This is a genomic window from Escherichia sp. TC-EC600-tetX4, from assembly GCF_019356055.1.
Taxonomy (GTDB): domain Bacteria; phylum Pseudomonadota; class Gammaproteobacteria; order Enterobacterales; family Enterobacteriaceae.
In genome coordinates this window covers 4,000,582-4,026,963 of sequence record NZ_CP079924.1, presented here as the reverse complement: position 1 = coordinate 4,026,963, position 26,382 = coordinate 4,000,582, and the positions used below count along the sequence as shown (strand labels likewise).

Genomic DNA, 26,382 nt, shown 5'->3' with positions numbered 1-26,382 from the left:
GGAGAGGCGCAGGAGATTACGCGTCCGGGAACTCACGGATAAAGCGTTCGACATCTTCAACCATATGGTCGTTGCCGACAAAGAATGAACGGCGCTGGTGCAGGGTTTCCGGGATGATATCCAGAATACGCTCTTTGCCATCGCTCGCTTTACCGCCCGCTTGTTCCGCCAGGAATGCCATCGGGTTGCACTCATACAGCAAACGCAGTTTGCCGTCCGGGTGGCTGGCGGTGCTTGGGTAGAGATAAATACCGCCTTTCAGCAGGTTACGGTGGAAATCCGCGACCAGTGAACCGATATAACGTGAGGTATAAGGGCGGTTGGTGGATTTATCTTCTTCCTGGCAGAATTTAATGTACTTCTTCACCCCGTTCGGAAACTTAATGTAGTTTCCTTCGTTGATGGAGTAGGTTTTGCCTTTCTCCGGGAAGCGCATCCGTTCCTGGCACAGGCAGAAAACGCCGAGCGAAGGATCGTAAGTAAAGGCGTGAACACCGCATCCGGTGGTGTAAACCAGCATGGTAGAGGAGCCGTATACCACGTAACCTGCCGCAACCTGTTTGTTACCAGGCTGGAGGAAATCTTCTTCCGTTACCGGCGTGCCAACAGGCGTAACGCGGCGGTAGATGGAGAAAATGGTACCGACAGAGACGTTAACATCGATGTTGGACGAGCCATCCAGGGGGTCCATCAGCACCACGTATTTTGCGTGTTCACAGCCTTCAAAGACGACAATCTCATCTTCTTCTTCAGAGGCAATGCCCGCAACGATATCGCGTGCTTTCAGTGCGGCTTTCAGTTTTTCATTAGCGAACAAGTCGAGTTTCTGCTGAACCTCGCCCTGCACGTTCTCAGCACCGCTGGCACCCAGGATATCAACCAGTCCTGCTTTGTTGATATCGCGATGGATAATCTTGGCGCCCAGTTTTATTGCCGACAGCAAAGCAGTGAGCTCACCGGTAGCATGAGAAAACTCGTGCTGCTTTTCGACAATAAATTCACCTAACGTTTTCATAAAACTTTCCCTGCAATGTTTATGGAGTAAAGCGACCGCAACAATCTTAACAAATAATCTCAATGTTGCGCTCAGGTGAATCGCGCCAGCAAATTACGGATTATCCTGAAATGCGTTTCTCACTTGCCCGACATATGCGTAAAATGAGCGGCAGATTAAAAAAGGATAGTGACGTATGCGCATTCATATTTTAGGAATTTGTGGCACATTTATGGGCGGTCTGGCGATGCTGGCGCGCCAGTTAGGCCATGAAGTAACGGGTTCGGACGCCAATGTGTATCCGCCGATGAGCACCTTACTTGAGAAGCAAGGCATTGAGCTGATTCAGGGGTACGATGCCAGCCAGCTCGAGCCGCAGCCGGATCTGGTGATTATTGGCAACGCCATGACCCGTGGAAATCCGTGTGTGGAAGCGGTACTGGAAAAAAATATCCCTTATATGTCAGGTCCACAGTGGCTGCACGATTTTGTGCTGCGCGACCGCTGGGTGCTGGCCGTTGCCGGTACACACGGCAAAACCACCACCGCGGGAATGGCGACCTGGATTCTGGAACAGTGTGGTTACAAACCGGGCTTTGTAATCGGCGGTGTGCCGGGGAACTTTGAGGTTTCGGCTCATCTGGGCGAAAGCGACTTCTTTGTTATCGAAGCGGATGAGTATGACTGCGCCTTCTTCGACAAACGCTCTAAATTTGTTCATTACTGCCCGCGTACGCTGATCCTCAACAACCTTGAGTTCGATCACGCCGATATCTTTGACGACCTGAAAGCGATCCAGAAACAGTTCCACCATCTGGTGCGTATCGTTCCGGGGCAGGGCCGTATTATCTGGCCGGAAAATGACATCAACCTGAAACAGACCATGGCGATGGGCTGCTGGAGCGAGCAGGAGCTGGTGGGTGAGCAGGGTCACTGGCAGGCGAAAAAGCTGACCACCGATGCTTCCGAATGGGAAGTTTTGCTGGATGGCGAAAAAGTGGGCGAAGTGAAATGGTCGCTGGTAGGCGAACATAATATGCACAATGGCCTGATGGCGATTGCAGCGGCTCGCCATGTTGGTGTAGCGCCGGCAGATGCCGCTAACGCGCTGGGTTCGTTTATTAATGCTCGTCGCCGTCTGGAGTTGCGTGGTGAAGCGAATGGCGTCACGGTATATGACGATTTTGCCCATCACCCGACGGCGATTCTGGCAACGCTGGCGGCGCTGCGTGGCAAAGTTGGTGGTACGGCGCGCATTATTGCTGTGCTGGAGCCGCGCTCGAATACCATGAAAATGGGGATCTGCAAAGACGATCTGGCACCTTCATTAGGTCGTGCCGATGAAGTCTTCCTGCTGCAACCGGCGCATATTCCGTGGCAGGTGGCAGAAGTGGCAGAAGCCTGCGTTCAGCCTGCACACTGGAGTGGCGATGTGGATACGCTGGCAGATATGGTGGTGAAAACCGCTCAGCCTGGCGACCATATTCTGGTGATGAGCAACGGCGGTTTTGGTGGGATCCATCAGAAACTGCTGGATGGGCTGGCGAAGAAGGCGGAAGCCGCGCAGTAATTCGGCCTTAGCCAGATATAGTATGCGTAGGCCGGATAAGGCGTTCACGCCGCATCCGGCATTTGAGCATAGTGCCTGATGCGACGCTTGATGCGTCTTATCAGGCCTACAGGTGCACCGTATCCGGCAAACCATACTCACATCAACAACGAAAATTACCCTTCGTTCTCCGCTAACTCGCGCAGATACTGGAAAATCTGGCGTGCGGATTTCGGCGGCTTATTCCCTTCTTTCTCTTTCTTCGCGTTGCGGATCAGAGTACGCAGTTGCTGACGATCGGCATCGGGCCACAGATTTAATACCTCAGCGATGGCGTCATCACCTTGATCGATCAGACGATCGCGCAGGTTTTCCAGTTTATGGAACAGCACCACCTGCTGGTTGTGACGGTTTTTCAGCTTATCCAGCGCCTGACGAATAGGCTCTACGTCGCGCTGGCGCAGCATCTTACCGATGAGCTGCAACTGGCGGCGGCGACCTTCCATCTTAATACGCTGGGCGAGCTCAATAGCCGCGCGCAGATCCGCATCTAACGGGATCTTATCCAGCGCGTTTTTCCCCAGATCAACAATTTCCGCGCCAAGGCGTTTTAGCTCCTCGGCATCACGTTTAATTTCACTTTTACTGACCCAGATAATTTCATCGTCTTCGTCTTCGATGTCATCACCGGGAACGTCGTCGAGCCAGTCTTCGGGCTGCTTAGTCATCTCAGGCTCCTTAAAAAAAGAGGCTAATGTTACCAGTTAAGATGCGCACTGAAAAACGGTTCTCTGTTAGACTTCAGAGAAACTCTCTACATTATGGCACTTGCAATGAAAGTAATCTCTCAAGTTGAAGCGCAGCGCAAGATTCTGGAAGAAGCAGTTTCCACTGCGCTGGAGTTGGCCTCAGGCAAATCGGACGGTGCGGAAGTTGCCGTCAGCAAGACCACCGGCATTAGCGTAAGCACGCGTTATGGTGAAGTGGAGAATGTTGAATTCAATAGCGATGGCGCGCTGGGGATCACTGTTTATCACCAGAACCGCAAAGGTAGCGCATCATCCACCGATTTAAGCCCGCAGGCCATTGCCCGTACTGTACAGGCGGCGCTGGATATTGCCCGTTATACCTCGCCAGATCCCTGTGCCGGCGTGGCAGACAAAGAGCTGCTGGCCTTTGACGCACCAGATCTCGACTTGTTCCACCCTGCGGAAGTTTCCCCGGATGAAGCCATTGAACTGGCGGCCCGCGCAGAACAGGCGGCATTGCAGGCGGACAAACGCATCACCAATACCGAAGGTGGCAGCTTTAACAGCCACTACGGTGTCAAAGTTTTTGGCAACAGCCACGGCATGTTGCAGGGTTACTGCTCAACGCGTCATTCGCTCTCCAGCTGTGTAATTGCCGAAGAAAATGGCGATATGGAGCGTGATTACGCCTACACCATTGGTCGTGCGATGAGCGATCTGCAAACGCCAGAGTGGGTTGGGGCCGACTGTGCTCGCCGTACTTTATCGCGTCTGTCACCGCGTAAACTCTCCACCATGAAAGCGCCAGTCATTTTTGCCAATGAAGTGGCAACCGGGCTTTTTGGGCATCTGGTGGGGGCGATAGCGGGTGGATCGGTTTATCGTAAATCTACCTTCCTGCTGGATTCGCTGGGTAAACAAATTCTGCCGGACTGGCTGACCATTGAAGAGCATCCGCATCTGCTGAAAGGGCTGGCGTCGACGCCATTCGACAGCGAAGGTGTGCGCACCGAGCGTCGCGATATTATTAAAGATGGCATCCTGACTCAGTGGCTGCTGACCAGCTACTCGGCGCGGAAACTGGGGCTGAAAAGCACCGGACATGCGGGCGGTATTCACAACTGGCGGATTGCCGGACAAGGTCTAAGCTTCGAGCAGATGCTCAAAGAGATGGGCACCGGGCTGGTGGTGACGGAATTGATGGGCCAGGGCGTGAGTGCCATTACCGGTGATTATTCCCGTGGTGCAGCGGGCTTCTGGGTAGAGAATGGCGAAATTCAGTATCCGGTGAGCGAAATCACCATCGCAGGTAATTTAAAAGATATGTGGCGCAATATTGTCACCGTCGGTAACGATATTGAAACACGCAGTAATATACAGTGTGGTTCTGTGCTGTTGCCGGAGATGAAAATCGCCGGACAGTAAAAAAACTGGCGCGACCTGCCGCGCTATAAACTAAAAAATTACACAAAATCATTCGCACTGCATCGAGACGGAAAGTGAATGAGGGCCGGGGAGCGTACTCGCAGTACGTGACCCGGTCGAATGAGCGTAGTCGTCGATGAGGCAGTGTGAAGGATGAAGTGTAAATAAAAAAGGAACTATTCTTGCAGTCTCCTCGTTGGTATTCAGTTCGGCGTCATTTGCTGCTGATCTCGAAGACAATATGGAAACCCTCAACGACAATTTAAAAGTGGTCGAAAAAGCCGATAACGCGGCGCAAGTCAAAGACGCGTTAACGAAGATGCGCGCCGCAGCGCTGGATGCGCAAAAAGCAACGCCGCCGAAGCTCGAAGATAAATCACCGGACAGCCCGGAAATGAAAGATTTCCGCCACGGTTTCGACATTCTGGTCGGTCAGATTGACGACGCGCTGAAGCTGGCAAATGAAGGTAAAGTAAAAGAAGCGCAGGCTGCTGCAGAGCAACTGAAAACGACCCGCAATTCATATCACAAGAAGTATCGTTAATTCCTCATTTCCCTGTTGCCTGCACTCAGGTAACAGGGAACTTATCATCGCAAATGATGCACCACCTGATTGCTGCTGCCGCGCCAGATCAGGGAAGGGTCTTTTAAATCCTGCACAAATTTGCCGTCGACCAGCACGTTAATCAAATCAACAACCTGCATTTGCGCAGCGTTGAGTTCGTCGAGTTTATAGCCTGTCCACACCCAGATGTCTTTACCCGGACACTCGGCGCGGATGCGTTGTACCAGTTTCAGAATATCCGGCACGTTTTGCGGATGCAGCGGATCGCCGCCGGAGAGGGAAATACCCTGGCGTTTGATACGAGTGTCATTCAGATCGTTAATGATCTGGTCTTCCATTGCTTTGGTAAATGGCTGACCGGAATTTACCCGCCATGTGCTTTTGTTATAGCAACCGGGGCATTCATGAACACACCCGGAGACAAACAGGGTGCAACGAGTGCCGGGGCCGTTGACGATGTCGACAGGATAGTACTGATGATAATTCATTATTTCGCCTGGCTTATCAGTCCGCGTGTAGGCTGCATCCGGTAATCAATGCCTGATGCGACGCTGTCGCGTCTTATCAGACCTGGAGCAATTGCCAAATGTAGGCCGGATAAGGCGTTTACGCCGCATCCGGCATTTGCTTAGCTCAGAGTGAAGATTAACCTATCTGCCCATTCCCCAAATGTTTAACGCGGCGCTTAACTTCTTCCTGCTTACCAGCGTTAAACGGACGTGCATCCGGGCTACCTAAATATCCGCACACGCGGCGAGTTACCGACACACGGGAGGCGTCATGGTTACCACATTTCGGGCAAGTGAAGCCTTTGCTGGTGCACTCGAACTCACCGGTAAAGCCACACTCGTAGCACTCATCAATCGGTGTATTGGTGCCGTAATACGGTACATGCTGATAGCTGTAATCCCAGACATCTTCCAGCGCCTTCAGGTTGTGCTGAATGTTTGGATACTCGCCGTAGCAAATGAAACCACCGTTCGCCAGCGGCGGGTAAGGCGCTTCAAAGTCGATCTTGTCGTACGGGTTCACCTTCTTCTCCACATCGAGGTGGAAACTGTTGGTGTAGTAACCTTTATCGGTCACGCCCGGCACCACGCCAAACTCAGCAGTATCGAGACGGCAGAAGCGATCGCACAGGTTTTCACTCGGCGTGCTGTAGAGACTGAAACCATAACCCGTTTCTTCTTTCCACTGATCCACTGCCTGACGCAGACGTTCAACAATGGCGATACCTTTCGCGCGAAGCTGCTCGTTGTCGTAAACATGCTCGCCGCCGAACAGCGCGTTAATGGTTTCGTGGATGCCGATGTAACCCAGCGAAATAGACGCACGACCGTTTTTGAAGATTTCAGAAACATCATCGTCAGCATTGAGACGCACGCCACAAGCACCTTCCATATAGAGGATCGGGGCCACGCGCGCTTTCACGCCTTCGAGACGAGCGATACGGGTCATCAGCGCCTTACGTGCCAGCACCAGACGTTCATCCAGCAGCTTCCAGAAGGTGGCTTCATCGCCTTTTGCTTCCAGAGCAATACGCGGCAGGTTCAGGCTGATCACGCCGAGGTTGTTACGACCATCGTGGATCTGCTCGCCGTTTTCATTTTCCCACACGCCGAGGAAGCTGCGGCAGCCCATCGGAGTTTTAAACGAACCGGTGACTTTCACTACCTGATCGTAGTTCAGGATATCCGGATACATGCGCTTGCTTGCGCACTCCAGCGCCAGCTGTTTGATGTCGTAGTTCGGATCGCCTTTTTTATGGTTCAGGCCATCGCGAATCGCAAACACCAGTTTCGGGAACACCGCAGTTTTACGGTTTTTACCGAGGCCTGCGATACGGTTACGCAGGATCGATTCCTGAATCAGGCGCGATTCCCAGCTGGTGCCCAGGCCAAAACCAAAGGTTACAAACGGCGTCTGACCGTTGGCGGTGTGCAGGGTGTTTACTTCGTACTCCAGTGACTGGAAGGCATCGTAGCACTCTTTGATGGTTCGAGAGTTAGCGTAGCCTTCGGCGTCCGGGATGTTCCACTCTTCTGCGGTCTTGCGATGTTTGTTGTAGCTGGCAGTGACAAACGGTGCCAGCACTTCATCGATACGGTTAATGGTGGTGCCGCCATAAATATGGCTGGCAACCTGAGCAATAATCTGCGCAGTTACCGCGGTTGCCGTAGAGATCGACTTCGGCGGTTCAATCTCGGCGTTCCCCATTTTAAAGCCCTGGGTCAGCATGCCTTTCAGGTCGATCAACATGCAGTTGAACATCGGGAAGAACGGTGAGTAATCGAGATCGTGATAGTGAATATCGCCACGCTCATGTGCCTGCACCACGTCACGCGGCAGCAGGTGCTGACGTGCATAGTGTTTAGCCACGATCCCGGCCAGCAGGTCGCGCTGGGTTGGAATCACCTTGCTGTCTTTGTTGGCGTTTTCGTTGAGTAACGAGGCGTTGGTCTGCTCGACCAGACCACGGATCTCCTGGTTCAGGCGACCGCGTTTTTCACGTTCAATGTCGCGATCGTGACGGTACTCGATGTAAGCACGAGCCAGTTGTTTGTATGGACCTGACATCAGCTGATTTTCAACTGCGGTCTGGATCTCATTGATATCCACCTGGTTGCGGCCCTGCATCTGCTCGCTGACAACCGCGGCAACAGTGGCGCAATAATCGGCATCATCGACTTCCGCTGCTTTAGCTGCACGCAGAATCGCTTCTTTGATGCGCTCTGATTTAAACGGCACTTTGCAGCCGTCTCGTTTCATCACATGCGGTGTCATGATCGCTCCATATTTTTAAGAACAGGTTATCCACAGAAATTGGGAAAGGCGTTTTCCGGTTTTTTCGTTTCGTTTTCCGGTGCTTTCCGCAATCGCCATCCGCTTATCCACAACGCCGCACCTTTTTCGTGGGGAGCTGTAGTAGCAATTATAGTCGATTAATACAACATATTGGGTTGGGACGCATTTTAAAGTCTATATATAGTGCTTTGCATCAAGGATGTTTGAGCTTTTTTTGATGTAGCTCAAAGTAAAAAGCAGAGCGTACGGATGACGGGCGCTACAGCGATATGTAAATTTTTTAATGAATTTGCTGGTTGAAAAATCAACAAAAACAACATACTGACAGACAAAACCCCGGAATGACCGGCATTACCGGGGCTTAGGGAAGATTTACTTCTGTAACCACCAGACAGCCTCAAAAGGCCGTAAATTCATGGCACAGGGTTGTGGTGAGGCTTCTTCGTAGTTATGCATCACAAGCTGCCAGTTGCCGCGCATTTGCCCTGCCTGCCAGGGTTGGATCTCACGGCTAAGGTTGGCAATGACCAGCAAGGTTTGCCCCTTCCATTCACGGCGATAGCACCACAATACAGGGCTGTTTGGCAGCAGATCCTGGTAATTGCCCCATGTCAGGATGGCTTCCTGCTTACGCAGTGCGATTAACTTTTGGTAGGTGTAAAACACCGAGGAATCATCGGCCAGCGCGGCTTCTACGTTGATTTGTTGATAGTTATCGCCCAGGCCAATCCACGGTTCGCCAGCCGTAAACCCGGCATTATCGCCGTTGCTCCATTGCATGGGCGTGCGACTGTTGTCACGGGATTTACTGGCGAGGATTGCCAATAACTCGTCGGCATCACGCCCATCGTTGCGCAGCTCGGCAAACATATTGAGGCTCTCTACGTCGCGATAGTCAGTAATGCGCGTGAAATGCGGGTTGGTCATGCCAATCTCTTCGCCCTGGTAGATATACGGCGTTCCCTGCATGCCATGCAGCACCATCGCCAGCATTTTTGCCGCAGGCACGCGGTATTCACCTTCATCACCAAAGCGAGAAACAATGCGCGGCTGATCGTGGTTACACCAGAACAAGGCATTCCATGCTACGTTGTGCATTCCTTGTTGCCAGTGGCGGAACAATGTTTTCAACGCCACAAAGTCAGGTTTAGCCAGCGTCCATTTTTCACCACCGGGATAATCGACCTTCAGGTGATGAAAATTAAAGGTCATCGACAATTCACTGCCTGTCAGAGCCGCGTATCGCTGGCAATGCTCAAGGCTGGTGGAGAACATTTCACCTACGGTCATTAACCCGCGTGGCGTAAACACATCGCGGTTCATCTCGTGCAAAAACTCGTGTGCTCGTGGCCCGTCGGTGTAGAAGCGACGCCCGTCGCCGTCCAGGTCTTCAGGGAAACGCGGGTCTTTGGAGATCAGATTCACCACATCCAGGCGCAACCCGTCGACCCCACGATCGGCCCAGAACTCACAGACTTTTTTCAGCTCTGCGCGTACCGCTGGATTCTCCCAGTTGAGATCCGCCTGTTCTGGTGCAAAGAGATGCAAATAGTACTGTTCGCTTTCCGCATGCCAGCGCCACGCACTACCGCCAAATTTTGAACGCCAGTTGTTCGGTGGCGTTTCTGGTTCTCCATCGCGCCAGATATAAAACTGGCGGTAAGGGCTTTCTTTGTTCAGCGCCTCGCGAAACCAGGCATGTTGGGTAGAGGTATGGTTAAACACCATATCGAGAATGATACGAATCCCGCGCGATTTTGCCTGCGTCACCAGTTCGTCAAAATCGTCCAGCGTGCCGTAGGTGGGATCAATCGCCGTATAGTTCGCTACGTCGTAACCGTTATCGACCTGGGGAGAGACATAAAAGGGGGTTAGCCAGATGGCATCAACGCCCAGTTTATGCAGATAGTCCAGGTGTTGGATAACGCCACGTAAATCGCCGGTACCGCTACCCGTGGTGTCCTGAAAACTCTTTGGATAAATCTGGTAGATAACGCCGTTTTGCCACCAGTGGGGAAGATGAGTCATTACGTTATTCCTGCGAATGCGAGGGGGCGCAATTGCGCCCCGAAGAAAATTAAACAATGTCCAGCGTGCCCAGGCGGTATTTCCGCTGATAGATAAACGAGGTGAGTACAATCGGGATGATGATGGCGATAGCCATTGCCAGCGCAAACACCTGCCAGTAGCTCGGTTGAATCGAGAGAATTCCCGGCAGGCCGCCTACGCCTACGCCGATGCCATTCGCCATAACGCCGTTCAGGCCGCATAGCAATCCTGCCAGACCAGAACCAATCATCGCGCACAGCATCGGGAAGCGATATTTCAGGTTGATGCCGTACATTGCAGGCTCAGTGACCCCAAGCCAGGCGGAGATAGCGGCAGGCACGGAGATCTCGCGTTCATTGTGCTTGCGGCTGGAAATGATAATGCCTATCACGGCGGAGCCCTGAGCGATATTCGACAGCGCAATCAGCGGCCACACTGGCGTACCACCCATGCTTTGAATCATCTGCAAATCAATAGCAAGCGTGGTCTGGTGTACACCGGTGATCACCAGCGGGGCGTACAGGAAGCCAAACAATGCTGCGCCAATCGGAGCAAAGCTGCCGGTCATCAGGTGACGTACCGCAAAGGCAACGCCATCGCCAATCATGCGACCAAACGGACCAATCAGCGCATGGGCGAGGAACACCGCGAGGATCAGCGAACAGACGGGTACCACCACCAGATAGAGGTAATCCGGCACGATGCGTTTAAGGCGAGTTTCAATAACGCCCAGCGCCAGTCCGGCTAACAGTGCCGGGATCACCTGCGCCTGATAGCCTACTTTGGCGATGCTGAACATGCCAAAGTCCCACACTTCCGGCAGCTGCTGCCCGAGCAGATAAGCGTTCATCAGCTGTGGAGAAACCAGTGTCACGCCAAGCACGATACCAAGGATCGGCGTGCCGCCCATTTTTTTCACCGCTGACCAGCAAATACCGACCGGCAGGTAGAAGAAGATCGCTTCACCGATCAACCACAGAAAATCGTAGATCGTTTGCAGGGAAGGGTACATTTGCGCCAGCGTCTGACCGTTGCTCATGGGCAAATCGCCGATCACATTGCGAAAACCGAGGATCAAACCGCCGCTAATCAACGCGGGCAGCAACGGGAAGAAGATCACCGCGAAATGAGAGATCAACTGCTCATGCCATTTCATATTATGCCGGGCGGCTTTTTTTACCTGCTCTTTATCAACCTGCGCCTGTCCGGTTGACGCAATCAGTGCTTGATAGTAATCACCCACGTTGGTGCCAATCACCACCTGAAATTGCCCGGCATTGGTGAAACAGCCTTTCACCATAGGGAGTTGCTCAATTTCTTTCGGTCTGGCATTGGCCGGTTGGTTGAGGACAAAGCGTAGGCGAGTAATACAGTGGCTCACCGTCGCAATATTGCCGCGCCCGCCGACCAGTTCAATCAACCGATCGATATCCGTTTGGTTTATTTTGCTCATCATAAAGCCCCATGGCAGATGACATTTTTGGTTGGCTGCAGAATATATTGCGCGGAAAAATTTAAAAACGGGAACGTTCCCGAAACGCAGCGAAGATCACAATTTATCGTTCAGGAAACGATCAGGACAGGGTGGCGGGGATGATGATTTGTTGCGGTTCGCTGCGCCCGGTTACCTGCGCGATCAACTGGCAAGCCGCCTGGCGTCCAGCTTCGGCGTAACCGGGATCTACGGTTACGATCTCCGGATGGAGGAATTTCATTAACGGCGTATTACCGACGCTCGCCAGTTGCAAGGTGTCGATGCGTTGCTCTTGCAGGTATTTACTTGCGCCAAGTGCCAGCGTGTCGGTTGCGCACAGTAAGGCGGTAGTTTCAGGCGTAATCACTTTTGCAACGTTCTCATAGCCTTGCTTCATAGCAAGCCCTGGCAGGGCGGCAACGGGATGCAGTTTATGCGCTTTGCAGAACGCCAGGTAGGCTTCGTGACGTCGCTTACCGGTTGTCACGTCACTGTGCGGCACGCCGAGATAACTGATATTACGATGCCCCTGGTCATACAGCCGTTGCATCAGGATTTTGATTGCCCCTTCGTCGTCATAACAGACCGAAGCAAAGCCTTTTGCGTCACGCGCCAGCAGAACCAGCGATGACTGCCAGTGGGCTAACATTTCTTCTGTTATGCCAGTAAAACCGAACAGCACTACGCCGTCGATATTACGCCGTTTCAGCACTCCCAAATGTTCGGCAACTAATTGCGGGGAAAACTGACTTTCCATCATGATTGGGTCGTAACCTTGTTCATAGAACGCTGGCAGCATGGTTTGAACGGCGAGATTTTCTGACAACGAATCCAGACGGGTAACAATGATGGCGACCACTTTATCGCTTTGCCCACGCATAGCGCGCGCAGAGCGGGAAGGGGAAAATCCATGCTGATTCATCACTGCTTCAACACGCTCGCGGGTGAGCTGGCTCACGCCGCTTTCGTTATTCAGCACCCGGGAAACTGTAGATTTCCCCACGCCGCTTAAGCGCGCGATATCTTTGATGGTCAGCCGATTTTGCATCCTGTTGTCCTGTAACGTGTTGTTTAATTATTTGAGCCTAACGTTACCCGTGCATTCAGCAATGGGTAAAGTCTGGTTTATCGTTGGTTTAGTTGTCAGCAGGTATTATATCGCCATAGATGCTACGAATATTATTGGATTCTCCTTATTATTTGCGGCGCTTTTTTCACTTACCGGAGGTTATATGGAACCTGATCCCACGCCTCTCCCTCGACGGAGATTAAAACTTTTCCGGTAAGCCCGTCTTTTCACGGCGTTACCGGATGCGTAAGGCCGTGACGTTTTAACGTCCCTGCTCAGCTTTATTACCTTCAGGTAAGGCTTCGCCACGCCTGAAGACATTTCTGTACTGTTTCAGACAGTGCGGAGGGACTCCTTATGTTTAAAGAAATTTTTACCCGGCTCATTCGCCATTTACCTTCCCGTCTGGTTCATCGTGATCCATTGCCTGGCGCGCAGCAGACAGTGAATACGGTGGTCCCGCCGTCCTTAAGTGCGCATTGCCTGAAAATGGCGGTGATGCCCGAAGAAGAATTGTGGAAAACGTTCGACACCCATCCGGAAGGGTTAAATCAGGCGGAAGTGGAATCTGCCCGCGAACAACATGGTGAAAATAAATTACCCGCACAACAACCGTCGCCGTGGTGGGTACATTTATGGGTCTGCTATCGCAACCCCTTTAATATTTTACTCACCATTCTCGGCGCTATTTCTTACGCCACGGAAGATTTATTTGCTGCGGGCGTTATCGCGCTAATGGTCGCTATTTCTACGTTGCTGAACTTTATTCAGGAAGCACGTTCCACTAAAGCGGCAGATGCCCTGAAAGCGATGGTCAGCAATACTGCGACGGTGCTGCGCGTAATTAACGACAAAGGCGAAAATGGCTGGCTGGAGATCCCGATCGACCAGCTGGTGCCCGGCGATATTATAAAACTGGCGGCGGGAGATATGATCCCGGCAGATTTACGTATCTTGCAGGCGCGGGATCTGTTCGTCGCTCAGGCGTCGTTAACCGGTGAGTCTCTGCCCGTAGAAAAAGCCGCTACCACTCGCCAGCCGGAGCACAGCAATCCGCTGGAGTGCGACACGCTGTGTTTTATGGGCACCACCGTGGTGAGCGGCACGGCACAAGCAATGGTGATTGCTACAGGTGCCAATACCTGGTTTGGTCAACTGGCGGGGCGTGTTAGTGAGCAGGAAAGCGAGCCGAATGCCTTTCAGCAAGGGATCAGCCGCGTCAGTATGCTGCTGATTCGCTTTATGCTGGTGATGGCACCGGTGGTGCTGTTAATCAATGGTTACACCAAAGGCGACTGGTGGGAAGCGGCGCTGTTTGCGCTTTCGGTCGCGGTAGGCCTAACGCCGGAAATGTTGCCGATGATTGTTACCTCGACGCTGGCGCGCGGCGCAGTAAAGCTGTCGAAACAGAAAGTGATCGTCAAACATCTGGATGCTATTCAGAACTTTGGCGCAATGGATATTCTGTGCACTGATAAAACCGGCACCCTGACGCAGGATAAAATTGTGCTGGAGAATCATACCGATATCTCCGGTAAAACCAGCGAACGCGTGCTGCATAGCGCGTGGTTGAACAGTCATTATCAGACCGGACTTAAAAACCTGCTCGATACAGCGGTGCTCGAAGGTACGGATGAAGAGTCAGCGCGCTCGCTGGCCAGTCGTTGGCAAAAAATTGATGAGATTCCGTTTGATTTCGAGCGTCGCCGGATGTCGGTGGTAGTGGCAGAAAATACCGAGCACCATCAGCTGGTTTGCAAAGGTGCATTGCAGGAAATCCTCAATGTGTGTTCGCAGGTGCGTCACAATGGCGAGATTGTGCCGCTCGATGACATCATGCTGCGTAAGATTAAGCGGGTTACTGATACGCTGAATCGTCAGGGGCTGCGCGTGGTTGCGGTGGCGACGAAATACCTGCCAGCGCGTGAAGGAGATTACCAGCGGGCGGATGAATCCGACCTGATCCTCGAAGGATATATTGCTTTTCTTGATCCGCCAAAAGAGACAACCGCTCCGGCACTGAAGGCATTAAAAGCGAGTGGAATTACCGTAAAAATCCTTACTGGCGACAGTGAGTTAGTTGCAGCGAAAGTGTGCCATGAAGTGGGGCTGGACGCGGGAGAGGTGGTCATTGGTAGTGATATTGAAACGCTATCTGACGACGAACTGGCAAATCTTGCACAGCGTACCACGCTGTTTGCCCGCCTGACGCCGATGCATAAAGAACGCATTGTGACCTTACTGAAGCGCGAAGGGCATGTGGTTGGCTTTATGGGCGATGGTATTAATGATGCGCCCGCCTTACGCGCTGCGGATATCGGCATTTCTGTGGACGGCGCGGTAGATATTGCCCGTGAAGCGGCTGATATCATCCTGCTGGAAAAAAGCCTGATGGTGCTGGAAGAGGGGGTTATTGAGGGACGTCGCACTTTCGCCAACATGCTGAAATACATCAAAATGACGGCGAGCTCTAACTTCGGTAATGTGTTCAGCGTGCTGGTAGCGAGTGCTTTCTTGCCCTTCCTGCCGATGTTGCCGTTACACTTGCTTATTCAGAACCTGCTGTACGATGTGTCACAGGTGGCGATCCCGTTTGATAACGTCGACGACGAGCAAATTCAAAAGCCGCAGCGTTGGAATCCGGCGGATCTGGGGCGCTTTATGATCTTCTTCGGACCGATCAGCTCGATCTTCGATATTTTGACGTTTTGCCTGATGTGGTGGGTATTCCATGCCAACACGCCGGAAACGCAAACGCTGTTCCAGTCGGGATGGTTTGTGGTGGGCTTACTGTCGCAAACGCTGATTGTGCATATGATCCGCACCCGCCGTGTGCCGTTTATTCAGAGCTGTGCATCGTGGCCGTTAATGATCATGACCGTGATCGTGATGATTGTCGGGATCGCATTGCCGTTTTCACCGCTGGCCAGTTATCTGCAATTACAGGCGCTGCCGTTAAGCTATTTCCCGTGGCTGGTTGCGATTCTGGCAGGGTATATGACATTAACCCAGTTGGTGAAAGGGTTCTATAGCCGTCGTTACGGCTGGCAATAAAGAATAAACTGGGCACGATAGCCCCGATTCAGATTGTAGACAAAGTGAGTTTTGTTCATGCCGGATGCGGCGTAAATGCCTTATCCGGCCAACAAATTCAATAAATTGCAGGAATCACGTAGGCCTGATAAGCGTAGCGCATCAGGCGATTTTGCGTTTGTCATCAGACTTAATCCGGGCATGATAGCCCGGATTTCCATCAAGATTAGCGACGAACAGCGATCGCTTCGATCTCAATCTTCACGTCTTTCGGCAGACGGGCAACTTCAACGCAAGAACGTGCCGGGAAGGTGGCGTTGTGTTCGGTGAAGAAGGCTTCGTAAGTGGCGTTTACGGTTGCGAAGTCGTTCAGATCTTTTACAAACACGGTAGTTTTAACGATGTCGCCCACTTTCAGGCCAGCGGCTTCGACGATCGCTTTTACGTTATCCAGCGACTGACGTGCCTGTGCAGCGACGTCTGCCGGTACTTCGCCCGTTTTCGGATTTACCGGGATCTGACCGGAGGTGATGATCATATTGCCCAGATCAACGCCCTGTACGTAAGGACCGATAGCTGCCGGTGCATTTTCCGTCGCGATAGTTTTGCTCATGATTTCTCCTTTATTACAGCGGTAAAAAGTCTGGCTCATTATAGGGAGCCAGACTTTTATTACCAACCGCAATTAATTGGCCAGCACCACATTATGGGAAAACTCTTTTTCACAGTATTTGCATTTGAGCGCGATATCATTGGCGCGTTTTCGCACGGCAAAGCTGGATGAAACCGGTTCGGCATGGCTGATACAGTTGCTGTTCGGGCAGACCAGCACATTGTCGATGCGCTCCGGCAGACTTGGGCGCGATTTACCCACCACTTCATAGTTGTCGATACGGTTAACCGTGGCTTGCGGCGCATACAATGCCAGTTGATCTACTTGATCTTCACTCAAAAAGGTATTTTCGATTTTGATCAGATCTTTGCGGCCCATCTCGCCAGAAGGCAGGTTCAGACCAATGGTGATGCGCTGATCCGTTTCGGTCAGCTTGAACAGACTCAACAGCTTAAAACCGATCTGGGCGGGGATATGGTCAATTACCGTGCCGCGTTTAATAGCTTCAACCTGCAATTTATTATCGTGTGTCATCTCTATTTCCCCTTACAGTACCAGATCGCGATTCAGAACCAGTGCCAGTAACGCCTGGCGAGCGAAAATCCCGTTGCCTGCCTGCTGGAAGTACCAGGCGTGTGGCGTTTTATCAACATCCGTCGCAATCTCATCAACACGCGGCAGCGGATGCAGCACTTTCATATTGGCTTTGGCGTTGTGGAGATCGCTGGCGCGAAGAACAAACTGCGCTTTCACGTTGGCGTACTCGGACGGGTCCAGACGCTCTTTTTGCACGCGGGTCATGTACAGGATGTCTACTTCCGCCATCACTTCTTCAATAGAGCTGTGCAGACTCCATGCGATCCCTTTTTCATCGAGCATATCCAGAATGTATTGCGGCATTGCCAGCGCGTCCGGCGCGATGAAGTAAAAACGGTTGCCGTCGAACTTCGCTAACGCCTGAGTCAGGGAGTGAACGGTGCGGCCATATTTCAGGTCACCAACCATTGCGACGTGGAGATTGTCCAGACGCCCCTGGGTTTCCTGAATAGTGAATAAGTCCAGCAAGGTTTGCGTCGGATGTTGGTTGGAGCCATCACCGGCATTCAGTACCGGTACATTGCCGGAAAACTCGGTGGCCAGGCGCGCCGCACCTTCCTGCGGATGACGCATCACTATCGCATCGACGTAAGTGCTGATAACCGAAATGGTATCGGCCAGCGTTTCGCCCTTTTTACCCAGTGATGTATTGGCGCTGTCGGAGAAGCCCACCACGCTGGCCCCCAGGCGGTGCATAGATGTTTCGAAAGAGAGGCGGGTACGGGTAGAGGCTTCGAAGAAACAGCTGGCAATGACTTTGTGCTTCAACAGCTCTGGTTGCGGGTTTGCTTTCAGTTTCGCCGCTGTCGCCAGCACCAGATTAAGGTCATCGCGACTAAGGTCGTTTATGGAAATGATATGTTTCTGATATAGCGGATTAGCCATCTTTTATCTCCTGACGCCTGGGCAAAAAAAAGCCCCTCGATTGAGGGGCTGGGAATGGGTGATCAACGGGAAGAAAAACGGCAGGCCAGCGTCTTTTTTCAGACGCGGTAAGACAAAATGTCGAACACACTGAACCATACATCCTCCCGGCAAATTGTCCGGCATTATACTCATCGTCAGAAGCGGCGCAAGCATTTGATGCAATATTTTGTCAGCGCAAACGGTTTATTTGAATTAAAAGTCAAGGTATATGCATTTTTATTTGATGTGATTCTGCAGGGGAACTGTCCTTCGGTATCAATAATTGCAGACATTCCCTGCTTTTTCCTTTTTCACTTTCACGCAATCAGATATGCATTTTATTCCATTCATCCGACTTATAGGGCGGAGTGTGAAAGCGAACGGCTAACACTATTGCTTACTGCTCAGGGATGCGCGCTATCACTTTAATTTCAAAATCAAAGCCTGCCAGCCATGTAACACCCACCGCCGTCCAGTTTGGATAAGGTGGGGCGCTAAATATTTCATTTTTCACCGTCATGATGTCTTCAAATTGGTTTTCTGGATCGGTATGGAAGCTCGTAACATCAATGATATCGTCAAAAGTGCATCCCGCAGCTGCCAGGGTCGCATGCAAATTATCAAATGCCAGTCTGACTTGTTGCTGAAAATCGGGTTCTGGTGTTCCGTCCTCTCGACTTCCTACTTGCCCGGAAACAAACAGCAAATCGCCGGAACGAATAGCCGCAGAATAACGATGCTCAGCATATAGTGAATGTCGGCCAGCAGGGAAAACAGCGGTTCTTTCTACCATTTGGTTATCCTCAAGATTTACGACATGAACAGAAGATTTCTCTTTACCGGGAGCCGCTTTTAGCGGACGACGTGAGTAAACAAAACCCAGACATCATGGATAATGGCTGGGCTTAATTGAGCGTAGTCGGTTATGCGCCAAACGCGCCATCAATGGTATGCATCGCGCCGGTAACAAAACTGGCTTCTGGCCCTGCTAACCATGCGACCATACCAGCGACCTCTTCCGGTTGCCCATGTCTTTTGATAGCCATCAAACTATGCAACATATCGCGCATTGGCCCGTTGGCGGGATTAGCGTCGGTATCAATTGGCCCTGGCTGGACGACGTTAATGGTGATCCCACGCGGTCCAAAATCACGGGCCAGCCCGCGCGCCATGCCTTGCAGGGCAGATTTGCTGGCGGCATAAGCAGCCATGCCTGCAACAGGCATACGATCGCCATTCACGGAGCCGATGATTAAGATGCGCCCGCCTTCGGGCATCTGCCGGGCGGCTTCAACAGAGGCATGATAAGGAGCATGAATATTGATTTTGAAAAGGCGATCAATATCGTCGGCATTTAATTCCAGGGCCTCGCCAAAGACGCCAATACCTGCATTTACCACCAGGATATCCAATGCGCCGCTCTTACGAACGACATCAATGACAGCGTCTCTGTCAGCACTATCTGTGAATACTGCTGTCGCTCTAGTCTCTTGTGCCAGGCGTTTAGCGGCATCTTTCGACCCCGCATAGGTGAATCGTACATTGGCCCCATCGGTGACGAAACGACGTACGATAGCGGCACCGATACCACGACTGCCACCGAGGATGAGAACTGTCTTACCTGTAAAAGCGCCCATAAGGACTCCTTGATTTATTATGTAACATGCATTACAAAACTGTTTTAACTTTCTGTCAACAGGTTTTGTAATGGTCACTAAAAAACAATCTCGCGTTCCAGGTCGTCCCAGACGTTTCGCTCCTGAGCAGGCAATCTCTGCGGCAAAAGTGCTTTTTCACCAAAAAGGTTTCGATGCTGTCAGTGTTGCTGAAGTTACTGATTATCTTGGTATTAACCCCCCGAGCCTCTACGCGGCTTTTGGCAGTAAAGCTGGGTTATTTAGCCGTGTACTCAATGAATACGTCGGTACGGAAGCTATTCCGCTTGCCGATATTCTTCGTGATGATCGTCCGGTAGGCGAGTGCCTGGTTGAGGTATTAAAAGAAGCGGCGCGCAGATATAGCCAAAACGGCGGCTGCGCTGGCTGTATGGTTCTTGAAGGTATTCATAGTCATGATCCACAAGCGCGTGATATTGCCGTTCAATATTATCACGCCGCAGAAACGACCATTTATGACTACATCGCCAGGCGGCATCCACAACGCGCACAATGTGTGACTGATTTTATGAGTACCGTGATGTCTGGGCTTTCTGCGAAGGCACGAGAGGGGCACTCTATAGAACAACTCTGTGCAACAGCTGCAATGGCGGGGGAAGCGATAAAAACTATTCTTGAGGAGTGATGCGGGCCTTGACCCGAAAGGCGGGAAAGCGCCTGCCGATAAGTTGTGATAAGACAATAATTCACGCGTTAAGGCTAGCGGAATTGATTATCTTTTCGTATAACGATAGAAATGAAACGTTGTTTTAATTAAGGAGTGGAAAAGATGATCATCGGAAATATTCATAATCTTCAGCCGTGGCTACCCCAGGAGTTACGCCAGGCGATTGAGCATATCAAAGCACACGTTACGGCAGAAACGCCAAAGGGCAAGCACGATATCGAAGGCAATCGACTGTTTTATCTTATCTCGGAAGATATGACCGAGCCGTACGAAGCTCGCCGTGCGGAGTACCATGCCCGCTATCTTGACATTCAGATTGTGTTAAAAGGTCAGGAAGGCATGACCTTCAGCACGCAACCTGCAGGCGCGCCGGATACCGACTGGTTAGCTGATAAAGACATCGCATTTTTGCCGGAAGGCGTTGATGAGAAAACAGTTATTCTAAATGAAGGTGATTTTGTTGTGTTTTATCCGGGGGAAGTGCATAAACCGCTGTGCGCAGTGGGCGCGCCAGCCCAGGTTCGCAAAGCAGTAGTGAAGATGCTGATGGCGTGATGACTTTTCGCCGTAAATAACTCAAGGTTTACGGCGAGTTTGTGAAAAGAGCGTTTTTTGATATTTTTTTGTGAGTAAAATTTGTAATGCTTAGACGTTCTTATTCACTCAAGGAGTTCGTCATGAGCAAAATATCAGATTTAAATTATTCTCAACACATTACATTAGCCGACAATTTCAAACAAAAAAGTGAAGTTTTAAATACCTGGCGTGTTGGAATGAATGATTTTGCCCGTATTGCCGGGGGGCAGGATAACAGAAGGAATATTCTTTCTCCTGGAGCATTTTTAGAGTTTTTGGCAAAGATATTTACCCTGGGTTATGTGGATTTTAGCAAACGCTCCAACGAAGCGGGTAGAAATATGATGGCTCATATTAAGTCCTCATCTTATTCTAAAGATACTAATGGCAATGAAAAAATGAAGTTTTACATGAATAATCCTGTAGGGGAACGAGCGGATTCACCCAAGGTGATTATAGAAATTTCACTTTCCACTATCACTACTATGGGGACTCGTCAAGGACATACAGCCATTATATTTCCACAACCTGATGGTTCGACTAACCGTTATGAAGGGAAGTCCTTTGAAAGAAAAGATGAGAGTTCATTACACCTGATTACTAACAAGGTTCTGGCGTGTTACCAAAGTGAAGCTAACAAGAAAATAGCGCGTCTATTAAATAATAATCAGGAGTTAAATAATCTACAGAAATTAAATAATCTACAGAAGTTAAATAATCTACTGAAGTTAAATAATATACAGGGGTTAAATAATCCTCAGGAGTTAAATAATCCGCAGAATTTAAATGATTCTCAGGAGTTAAATAACTCGCAGGAATTAAATAGTCCACAGGAGTTAAATGATCCGCAGGAGTTAAATAATTCTCAGGACTTAAATAACTCTAAGGTGAGTTGTACAGTTTCAGTTGATTCTACGATTACGGGTTTATTAAAAGAACCATTGAATAATGCATTATTAGCAATAAGGAACGAACATCTGCTATTAATGCCTCATGTATGTGATGAATCGATTTCATACTTACTGGGCGAAAAAGGTATACTTGAAGAAATAGATAAGCTCTACGCATTAAATGATCACGGAATTGATAATGACAAAGTAGGTAACAATGAAATTAATGACATCAAAGTTAACCTGTCTCATATTCTTATTGATTCCTTAGATGATGCAAAGGTTAACCTTACACCGGTCATCGATTCGATTCTGGAGACTTTTTCAAAATCCCCATATATTAATGATGTAAGAATACTGGATTGGTGTTTTAATAAAAACATGCAATATTTTGATGATACTAAAAAGATAAAGCATGCATGCTCCGTAATAAATCATATTAATCTTCGCAGCGATCAGTCTAAAATAGCTGAGACATTATTTTTCAATCTCGATAAAGAACCCTATAAAAATAGCCCTGAATTACAGGGGTTGATTTGGAATAAGTTGGTTGTATATGTCAATGAATTTAACTTAAGTAATCGAGAAAAAACAAATTTAATACAAAGGCTATTTGATAATGTTGAGTCTATATTTAATGAAGTACCTGTCAGCATTTTAGTGAATGATATTTTTATGAATGATTTCTTTATGAAAAATCCTGAGATGATTAATTGGTACTTCCCTCAGTTACTTAAGAGTTATGAGGGTGAAAAGATTTATTTTGATAATTTAAAATATGATTTAAATGATAATGATAAGGAATCTAATAAAGAAATTTTGAAGAATCAACCAGATAATGTTATCAAAGAAAAACTGAATAATGAATACAAACTTAGATTTAGAATGATGCAAACTATCTTGCAATCGAGAGTTAATGTATTACCATATATTAATGAACAGCGTTTAAATAAACTAAATCCACCGGAAAATTTACGTATAGCAATAGAACACTTTGGGTGGAAGAATAGACCTATCACTGCATAAAATAATGTGATGCCGGGATGGTTTGTATTTCCCGGCATCTTTATAGCGATAGCAATTATTTACTGAGCGTCGCGACCATCACCGCTTTGATAGTATGCATACGGTTTTCCGCCTGATCAAAAACAATGCTGGCGGCAGATTCGAAGACCTCATCAGTGACTTCCATACCGCCATGTAGGCCAAATTCTTCCGCCATTTTCTTGCCAAGCGTCGTTTGGTCGTCATGAAACGCGGGCAGGCAGTGGAGGAATTTGACCTCCGGGTTACCGGTCAACTGCATCATCTTGCTGTTCACCTGATATTCACGCAGCAATGCAATCCGTTCCGCCCATTTCTCTTTTGCTTCCCCCATCGACACCCACACATCGGTATAGATAAAGTCAGCACCTTCAACTCCCTTCGCGACATCTTCAGTCAGCGTAATATTCCCACCATTTTGCTGTGCCAGGGCGCGGCATTCCGTAACCAGCGCAGCTTCCGGCCAGCACGCTTGTGGCGCGACCAGACGCAAATCCAGACCGGTAAGCGCCGCAGCTTCGAGCATCGAATTGCCCATGTTGTTACGCGCGTCACCTGCATAGACCAGCGTCATTTCGTTGAACGCTTTGCCGGGCAAATGCTCCTGCATGGTGAGAAGATCCGCCAGCAGCTGCGTGGGATGGAACTCATTGGTCAGGCCATTCCATACCGGCACGCTAGCGTATTCCGCCAGTGTTTCGACAATCTCCTGACCATAGCCGCGATACTGAATACCGTCATACATGCGACCAAGCACGCGGGCAGTGTCTTTAATCGACTCTTTATGACCAATCTGGCTGCCGCTTGGGCCGAGATAAGTAACGCGAGCACCCTGGTCATATGCGGCAACTTCGAAAGAGCATCGGGTACGAGTCGAGTCTTTTTCGAAGATGAGCGCGATGTTTTTACCAGTGAGTTTGGCTTCTTCTTTACCGCTTTTCTTATCGGCTTTCAGCTTCGCGGCTAACTGCAGCAGGCTGTTGAGTTCAGCTGGCGTGAAATCGAGTAATTTCAGGAAATGCTTATGATAAAACCCGGACATAGATCCCTCCTGTGGCTAACGCCTCAATGAATTAAAATTCAATTTATATGGATGATTATTCATTTGCAAGTCTAAAGCATAAATCTTTGTCACAAAGGTGGAGGCAATGTCAGTGGTGTGTGACAATAAGAGTATCGGCAGGACATTAAGAGGAATGAGCCATGGCAAACCCGGAACAACTGGAAGAACAGCGTGAAGAAACACGTTTGATTATTGAAGAATTACTGGAAGATGGCAGCGATCCGGACGCGCTGTACACCATCGAACACCATCTTTCCGCAGACGATCTGGAAACCCTGGAAAAAGCAGCAGTTGAAGCGTTTAAACTCGGTTACGAAGTGACCGATCCAGAAGAGCTGGAAGTTGAAGATGGTGATATCGTGATTTGCTGCGACATCCTCAGCGAGTGCGCGTTGAATGCCGATCTGATCGATGCCCAGGTTGAACAACTGATGACGCTGGCAGAGAAATTTGACGTTGAGTACGACGGATGGGGCACTTACTTTGAAGATCCTAACGGCGAAGATGGCGACGATGAAGATTTTGTCGATGAAGACGATGACGGAGTTCGCCACTAATTAAGCGTAGCGCATCAGGCCCAGGTAGTTCCTGCAACCTGGTGAATTTGTAGCCCGGATAAGGCATTCATGTCACATCCGGCATAAACAAAACGTACGTTGTTAATGTTCGAATGCCCGCGAGTTGAACACGCGGGCATTTTTTTAGAGTTCGCGCAACATCCGCACTTCACAATCGACATGGCCCGTGCAGCCAAGCGCATAGTCGATATGCTCAAAGCCCAAATGCTCATAAAGCGCAATGGCTTCCTTTAAAAAAGCGGTCGTTTCCAGATAGCAGCGTTTGAAACCCATCTCTCGCGCCTGCTCCATCGCCATTAAGGCCAGTTTTTTTGCCAGCCCTTTGCCGCGGATAGCCGGAAGAAAATACATCTTTTGCAGTTCGCAAATATCCGACTCACTCCCGGTTAATGGCGCTATCCCACCGCCGCCGACCACTTCACCCTCGTACTCAACGACCCAATATGCATGGCCAGGCTGACTATATACTTGATACAGCTCGTCAAGATTCGGATCGGCGACGGTGTAGCCTTTATCAGCGGTAAGACCGTATTCGGCGGATACCTGACGAATGACGCGGGCGATAGCAGGATTATCCTGCAGCGTCAGGCGACGCATTACAGGTGATTGCGGCGCAATGTTATTCATAGTTTAACCCAATAAAAATAAAGTAATTATACATTTGTTTAATACCACTCTCTTCTTACGTACGCAAGCGACTTATAAAGTAATAAAGTTTTTGCCAGCCTATTACTGATAAGAGTATTGTAACGTGGCAGAACATTTTACTGTCTGTATATATAAGTTATATCAATGGATTTTTTAATTCAGGGAATTTTTATGGCTCAAGTTATTAATGAAATGGATGTTCCGTCCCATTCGTTTGTTTTTCATGGTACAGGTGAGAGATATTTTCTTATTTGTGTGGTGAATGTGTTGTTAACGATTATAACGCTAGGTATCTATTTACCATGGGCATTAATGAAATGTAAGCGTTATCTTTATGCTAATATGGAAGTTAACGGACAACGATTTTCTTATGGAATTACCGGTGGGAATGTTTTTGTTAGTTGTCTTTTTTTTGTTTTTTTCTATTTCGCAATCTTAATGACAGTGTCAGCAGATATGCCGCTTGTTGGTTGTGTTTTGACTTTGTTACTGTTGGTTTTGCTTATATTTATGGCAGCAAAAGGACTGCGTCATCAGGCCTTAATGACCAGTCTCAACGGCGTAAGATTTAGTTTTAATTGCTCTATGAAAGGGTTCTGGTGGGTGACCTTTTTCTTGCCGATTTTAATGGCCATTGGGATGGGGACTGTTTTCTTTATCTCGACAAAGATGCTACCTGCCAATAGTTCAAGTAGTGTTATTATATCCATGGTTCTGATGGCAATAGTTGGTATTGTTTCCATTGGTATTTTTAATGGTACTTTATATAGTCTGGTAATGAGTTTTCTCTGGAGTAATACCAGTTTCGGTATACATCGTTTCAAGGTGAAATTAGATACTACGTATTGTATAAAATATGCCATTCTCGCATTTTTAGCTTTATTGCCTTTTCTCGCTGTTGCTGGTTATATTATCTTCGATCAAATATTAAATGCGTATGATAGTTCTGTATATGCAAATGATGACATTGAGAATTTACAGCAATTTATGGAAATGCAACGTAAAATGATAATCGCGCAGTTAATCTATTATTTTGGGATTGCTGTTAGCACAAGTTATTTAACGGTGTCTTTGCGAAACCATTTTATGAGCAACCTGTCACTGAATGATGGGCGTATTCGTTTTCGCTTAACTTTAACGTACCACGGTATGCTTTATCGCATGTGTGCGTTGGTGGTGATATCCGGGATTACGGGCGGTCTGGCTTATCCACTGCTGAAAATATGGATGATTGACTGGCAGGCAAAAAATACGTATTTGCTGGGCGATTTGGATGACCTTCCTTTAATCAATAAAGAAGAACAACCAGATAAAGGCTTCTTAGCCAGTATTTCACGGGGAGTTATGCCTTCTTTACCATTTCTGTAAGAGATAAAAAAGGCCGGAGCATGCTCCGGCCTTCGTTTTCATCA

25 protein-coding genes are annotated in these 26,382 nt (G+C 49.4%); 10 read left to right on the top strand and 15 right to left on the bottom strand.

Annotation, left to right across the window (positions count from 1 at the left end; genetic code table 11):
* Positions 1-16: 16 nt before the first annotated feature.
* Positions 17-1,015 carry a class 1 fructose-bisphosphatase gene (gene fbp / locus KXD89_RS19580; protein ID WP_000853753.1) on the bottom strand — a complete coding sequence of 333 codons (999 nt, stop codon included), beginning with the start codon at positions 1,013-1,015 and terminating at the stop codon, positions 17-19.
* Positions 1,016-1,190: 175 nt separating this feature from the next.
* On the opposite strand from fbp, the gene mpl reads away from it, so the two are divergent.
* Positions 1,191-2,564: a UDP-N-acetylmuramate:L-alanyl-gamma-D-glutamyl-meso-diaminopimelate ligase gene (gene mpl, locus KXD89_RS19575; RefSeq protein ID WP_001219813.1), complete on the top strand. Its 1,374-nt coding sequence runs from the start codon at positions 1,191-1,193 to the stop codon at positions 2,562-2,564.
* 155 nt (positions 2,565-2,719) lie between these two features.
* Here mpl and yjgA read toward each other — a convergent pair whose 3' ends face one another.
* On the bottom strand, positions 2,720-3,271 hold the full coding sequence (gene yjgA, locus KXD89_RS19570) for a ribosome biogenesis factor YjgA (protein ID WP_000166270.1): 552 nt from the start codon (positions 3,269-3,271) through the stop codon (positions 2,720-2,722).
* A 93-nt stretch (positions 3,272-3,364) separates the two neighbouring features.
* Here yjgA and pmbA point away from each other — a divergent pair, with 93 nt between their 5' ends.
* On the top strand, positions 3,365-4,717 hold the full coding sequence (gene pmbA, locus KXD89_RS19565; protein WP_001162171.1) for a metalloprotease PmbA: 1,353 nt from the start codon (positions 3,365-3,367) through the stop codon (positions 4,715-4,717).
* 178 nt (positions 4,718-4,895) lie between these two features.
* Positions 4,896-5,261 carry a cytochrome b562 gene (gene cybC / locus KXD89_RS19560; protein WP_023649327.1) on the top strand — a complete coding sequence of 122 codons (366 nt, stop codon included), beginning with the start codon at positions 4,896-4,898 and terminating at the stop codon, positions 5,259-5,261.
* A 44-nt stretch (positions 5,262-5,305) separates the two neighbouring features.
* Here the strand turns inward: cybC and nrdG are convergent, their stop codons facing one another.
* The 5 genes from nrdG to treR all read right to left on the bottom strand — a co-directional run bounded on the left by nrdG (position 5,306) and on the right by treR (position 12,658).
* Positions 5,306-5,770, bottom strand: a complete 465-nt coding sequence (nrdG, locus tag KXD89_RS19555) for an anaerobic ribonucleoside-triphosphate reductase-activating protein (protein ID WP_001106233.1) — start codon at positions 5,768-5,770, stop codon at positions 5,306-5,308.
* Between the two features lie 157 nt (positions 5,771-5,927).
* Complete coding sequence (gene nrdD, locus KXD89_RS19550; protein ID WP_000187778.1) at positions 5,928-8,066, bottom strand: anaerobic ribonucleoside-triphosphate reductase; 2,139 nt, start codon at positions 8,064-8,066, stop codon at positions 5,928-5,930.
* Between the two features lie 393 nt (positions 8,067-8,459).
* A complete protein-coding gene (gene treC, locus KXD89_RS19545) occupies positions 8,460-10,115 on the bottom strand; it encodes an alpha,alpha-phosphotrehalase (protein ID WP_001698821.1) in 1,656 nt (551 codons plus the stop codon).
* A gap of 49 nt (positions 10,116-10,164) precedes the next feature.
* Positions 10,165-11,592 (bottom strand): PTS trehalose transporter subunit IIBC, encoded by a 1,428-nt coding sequence (gene treB / locus KXD89_RS19540; protein WP_219319341.1) that lies wholly within the window; start codon positions 11,590-11,592, stop codon positions 10,165-10,167.
* A gap of 118 nt (positions 11,593-11,710) precedes the next feature.
* On the bottom strand, positions 11,711-12,658 hold the full coding sequence (gene treR / locus KXD89_RS19535) for a trehalose operon repressor TreR (RefSeq protein ID WP_001181307.1): 948 nt from the start codon (positions 12,656-12,658) through the stop codon (positions 11,711-11,713).
* Positions 12,659-12,842: 184 nt separating this feature from the next.
* Here treR and mgtL point away from each other — a divergent pair, with 184 nt between their 5' ends.
* Both mgtL and mgtA read left to right on the top strand, forming a co-directional pair.
* On the top strand, positions 12,843-12,896 hold the full coding sequence (mgtL, locus tag KXD89_RS19530) for a mgtA regulatory leader peptide MgtL (protein WP_001387276.1): 54 nt from the start codon (positions 12,843-12,845) through the stop codon (positions 12,894-12,896).
* 140 nt (positions 12,897-13,036) lie between these two features.
* Positions 13,037-15,733 carry a magnesium-translocating P-type ATPase gene (gene mgtA, locus KXD89_RS19525; RefSeq protein WP_000471889.1) on the top strand — a complete coding sequence of 899 codons (2,697 nt, stop codon included), beginning with the start codon at positions 13,037-13,039 and terminating at the stop codon, positions 15,731-15,733.
* 205 nt (positions 15,734-15,938) lie between these two features.
* Here mgtA and ridA read toward each other — a convergent pair whose 3' ends face one another.
* From ridA to bdcA, 6 genes are all read right to left on the bottom strand, one after another.
* A complete protein-coding gene (gene ridA / locus KXD89_RS19520; RefSeq protein ID WP_000047539.1) occupies positions 15,939-16,325 on the bottom strand; it encodes a 2-iminobutanoate/2-iminopropanoate deaminase in 387 nt (128 codons plus the stop codon).
* Between the two features lie 72 nt (positions 16,326-16,397).
* On the bottom strand, positions 16,398-16,859 hold the full coding sequence (gene pyrI, locus KXD89_RS19515; RefSeq protein ID WP_000148581.1) for an aspartate carbamoyltransferase regulatory subunit: 462 nt from the start codon (positions 16,857-16,859) through the stop codon (positions 16,398-16,400).
* A gap of 12 nt (positions 16,860-16,871) precedes the next feature.
* Positions 16,872-17,807, bottom strand: coding sequence for an aspartate carbamoyltransferase (gene pyrB / locus KXD89_RS19510; protein ID WP_000013046.1), 936 nt, complete (start codon positions 17,805-17,807; stop codon positions 16,872-16,874).
* 3 nt (positions 17,808-17,810) lie between these two features.
* The gene (pyrL, locus tag KXD89_RS19505; protein ID WP_001296693.1) at positions 17,811-17,945 is read right to left on the bottom strand and encodes a pyr operon leader peptide; all 135 of its coding nucleotides are present in this window, start codon (positions 17,943-17,945) and stop codon (positions 17,811-17,813) included.
* A 280-nt stretch (positions 17,946-18,225) separates the two neighbouring features.
* Positions 18,226-18,621, bottom strand: coding sequence for a RidA family protein (locus tag KXD89_RS19500; protein WP_000230281.1), 396 nt, complete (start codon positions 18,619-18,621; stop codon positions 18,226-18,228).
* Between the two features lie 130 nt (positions 18,622-18,751).
* The gene (gene bdcA / locus KXD89_RS19495) at positions 18,752-19,465 is read right to left on the bottom strand and encodes an SDR family oxidoreductase (RefSeq protein ID WP_000500731.1); all 714 of its coding nucleotides are present in this window, start codon (positions 19,463-19,465) and stop codon (positions 18,752-18,754) included.
* A gap of 70 nt (positions 19,466-19,535) precedes the next feature.
* Between bdcA and KXD89_RS19490 the strand changes: the two genes are divergently transcribed.
* The 3 genes from KXD89_RS19490 to yjgL all read left to right on the top strand — a co-directional run bounded on the left by KXD89_RS19490 (position 19,536) and on the right by yjgL (position 22,663).
* Positions 19,536-20,129, top strand: a complete 594-nt coding sequence (locus KXD89_RS19490) for a TetR/AcrR family transcriptional regulator (protein WP_000256658.1) — start codon at positions 19,536-19,538, stop codon at positions 20,127-20,129.
* Between the two features lie 144 nt (positions 20,130-20,273).
* Positions 20,274-20,726, top strand: a complete 453-nt coding sequence (gene tabA / locus KXD89_RS19485; protein WP_000583469.1) for a toxin-antitoxin biofilm protein TabA — start codon at positions 20,274-20,276, stop codon at positions 20,724-20,726.
* Positions 20,727-20,848: 122 nt separating this feature from the next.
* Positions 20,849-22,663 (top strand): protein YjgL, encoded by a 1,815-nt coding sequence (gene yjgL, locus KXD89_RS19480; RefSeq protein WP_001698825.1) that lies wholly within the window; start codon positions 20,849-20,851, stop codon positions 22,661-22,663.
* A gap of 55 nt (positions 22,664-22,718) precedes the next feature.
* On the opposite strand, the gene argF is transcribed toward yjgL, so the two are convergent.
* The gene (gene argF, locus KXD89_RS19475; protein WP_000012931.1) at positions 22,719-23,723 is read right to left on the bottom strand and encodes an ornithine carbamoyltransferase; all 1,005 of its coding nucleotides are present in this window, start codon (positions 23,721-23,723) and stop codon (positions 22,719-22,721) included.
* 161 nt (positions 23,724-23,884) lie between these two features.
* Here argF and rraB point away from each other — a divergent pair, with 161 nt between their 5' ends.
* Positions 23,885-24,301: a ribonuclease E inhibitor RraB gene (gene rraB / locus KXD89_RS19470; protein ID WP_000002953.1), complete on the top strand. Its 417-nt coding sequence runs from the start codon at positions 23,885-23,887 to the stop codon at positions 24,299-24,301.
* 144 nt (positions 24,302-24,445) lie between these two features.
* Here rraB and KXD89_RS19465 read toward each other — a convergent pair whose 3' ends face one another.
* Complete coding sequence (locus KXD89_RS19465) at positions 24,446-24,949, bottom strand: GNAT family N-acetyltransferase (protein WP_001059402.1); 504 nt, start codon at positions 24,947-24,949, stop codon at positions 24,446-24,448.
* A gap of 192 nt (positions 24,950-25,141) precedes the next feature.
* On the opposite strand from KXD89_RS19465, the gene KXD89_RS19460 reads away from it, so the two are divergent.
* The gene (locus tag KXD89_RS19460; protein ID WP_000079634.1) at positions 25,142-26,338 is read left to right on the top strand and encodes a YjgN family protein; all 1,197 of its coding nucleotides are present in this window, start codon (positions 25,142-25,144) and stop codon (positions 26,336-26,338) included.
* Positions 26,339-26,382: the final 44 nt, after the last annotated feature.

Bases quoted from the DNA above. Each gene is read 5' to 3' on its own strand.
- pyrL (WP_001296693.1), bottom strand. From the start codon at position 17,945: ATGGTTCAGTGTGTTCGACATTTTGTCTTACCGCGTCTGAAAAAAGAC.
- ridA (WP_000047539.1), bottom strand. From the start codon at position 16,325: ATGAGCAAAACTATCGCGACGGAAAATGCACCGGCAGCTATCGGTCCT.
- bdcA (WP_000500731.1), bottom strand. From the start codon at position 19,465: ATGGGCGCTTTTACAGGTAAGACAGTTCTCATCCTCGGTGGCAGTCGT.
- pyrB (WP_000013046.1), bottom strand. From the start codon at position 17,807: ATGGCTAATCCGCTATATCAGAAACATATCATTTCCATAAACGACCTT.
- KXD89_RS19490 (WP_000256658.1), top strand. From the start codon at position 19,536: ATGGTCACTAAAAAACAATCTCGCGTTCCAGGTCGTCCCAGACGTTTC.
- nrdG (WP_001106233.1), bottom strand. From the start codon at position 5,770: ATGAATTATCATCAGTACTATCCTGTCGACATCGTCAACGGCCCCGGC.
- treC (WP_001698821.1), bottom strand. From the start codon at position 10,115: ATGACTCATCTTCCCCACTGGTGGCAAAACGGCGTTATCTACCAGATT.
- treR (WP_001181307.1), bottom strand. From the start codon at position 12,658: ATGCAAAATCGGCTGACCATCAAAGATATCGCGCGCTTAAGCGGCGTG.
- fbp (WP_000853753.1), bottom strand. From the start codon at position 1,015: ATGAAAACGTTAGGTGAATTTATTGTCGAAAAGCAGCACGAGTTTTCT.
- yjgL (WP_001698825.1), top strand. From the start codon at position 20,849: ATGAGCAAAATATCAGATTTAAATTATTCTCAACACATTACATTAGCC.
- nrdD (WP_000187778.1), bottom strand. From the start codon at position 8,066: ATGACACCGCATGTGATGAAACGAGACGGCTGCAAAGTGCCGTTTAAA.
- pyrI (WP_000148581.1), bottom strand. From the start codon at position 16,859: ATGACACACGATAATAAATTGCAGGTTGAAGCTATTAAACGCGGCACG.
- KXD89_RS19500 (WP_000230281.1), bottom strand. From the start codon at position 18,621: ATGGTAGAAAGAACCGCTGTTTTCCCTGCTGGCCGACATTCACTATAT.
- tabA (WP_000583469.1), top strand. From the start codon at position 20,274: ATGATCATCGGAAATATTCATAATCTTCAGCCGTGGCTACCCCAGGAG.
- KXD89_RS19465 (WP_001059402.1), bottom strand. From the start codon at position 24,949: ATGAATAACATTGCGCCGCAATCACCTGTAATGCGTCGCCTGACGCTG.
- argF (WP_000012931.1), bottom strand. From the start codon at position 23,723: ATGTCCGGGTTTTATCATAAGCATTTCCTGAAATTACTCGATTTCACG.
- KXD89_RS19460 (WP_000079634.1), top strand. From the start codon at position 25,142: ATGGCTCAAGTTATTAATGAAATGGATGTTCCGTCCCATTCGTTTGTT.
- treB (WP_219319341.1), bottom strand. From the start codon at position 11,592: ATGATGAGCAAAATAAACCAAACGGATATCGATCGGTTGATTGAACTG.
- pmbA (WP_001162171.1), top strand. From the start codon at position 3,365: ATGGCACTTGCAATGAAAGTAATCTCTCAAGTTGAAGCGCAGCGCAAG.
- mpl (WP_001219813.1), top strand. From the start codon at position 1,191: ATGCGCATTCATATTTTAGGAATTTGTGGCACATTTATGGGCGGTCTG.
- yjgA (WP_000166270.1), bottom strand. From the start codon at position 3,271: ATGACTAAGCAGCCCGAAGACTGGCTCGACGACGTTCCCGGTGATGAC.
- mgtA (WP_000471889.1), top strand. From the start codon at position 13,037: ATGTTTAAAGAAATTTTTACCCGGCTCATTCGCCATTTACCTTCCCGT.
- rraB (WP_000002953.1), top strand. From the start codon at position 23,885: ATGGCAAACCCGGAACAACTGGAAGAACAGCGTGAAGAAACACGTTTG.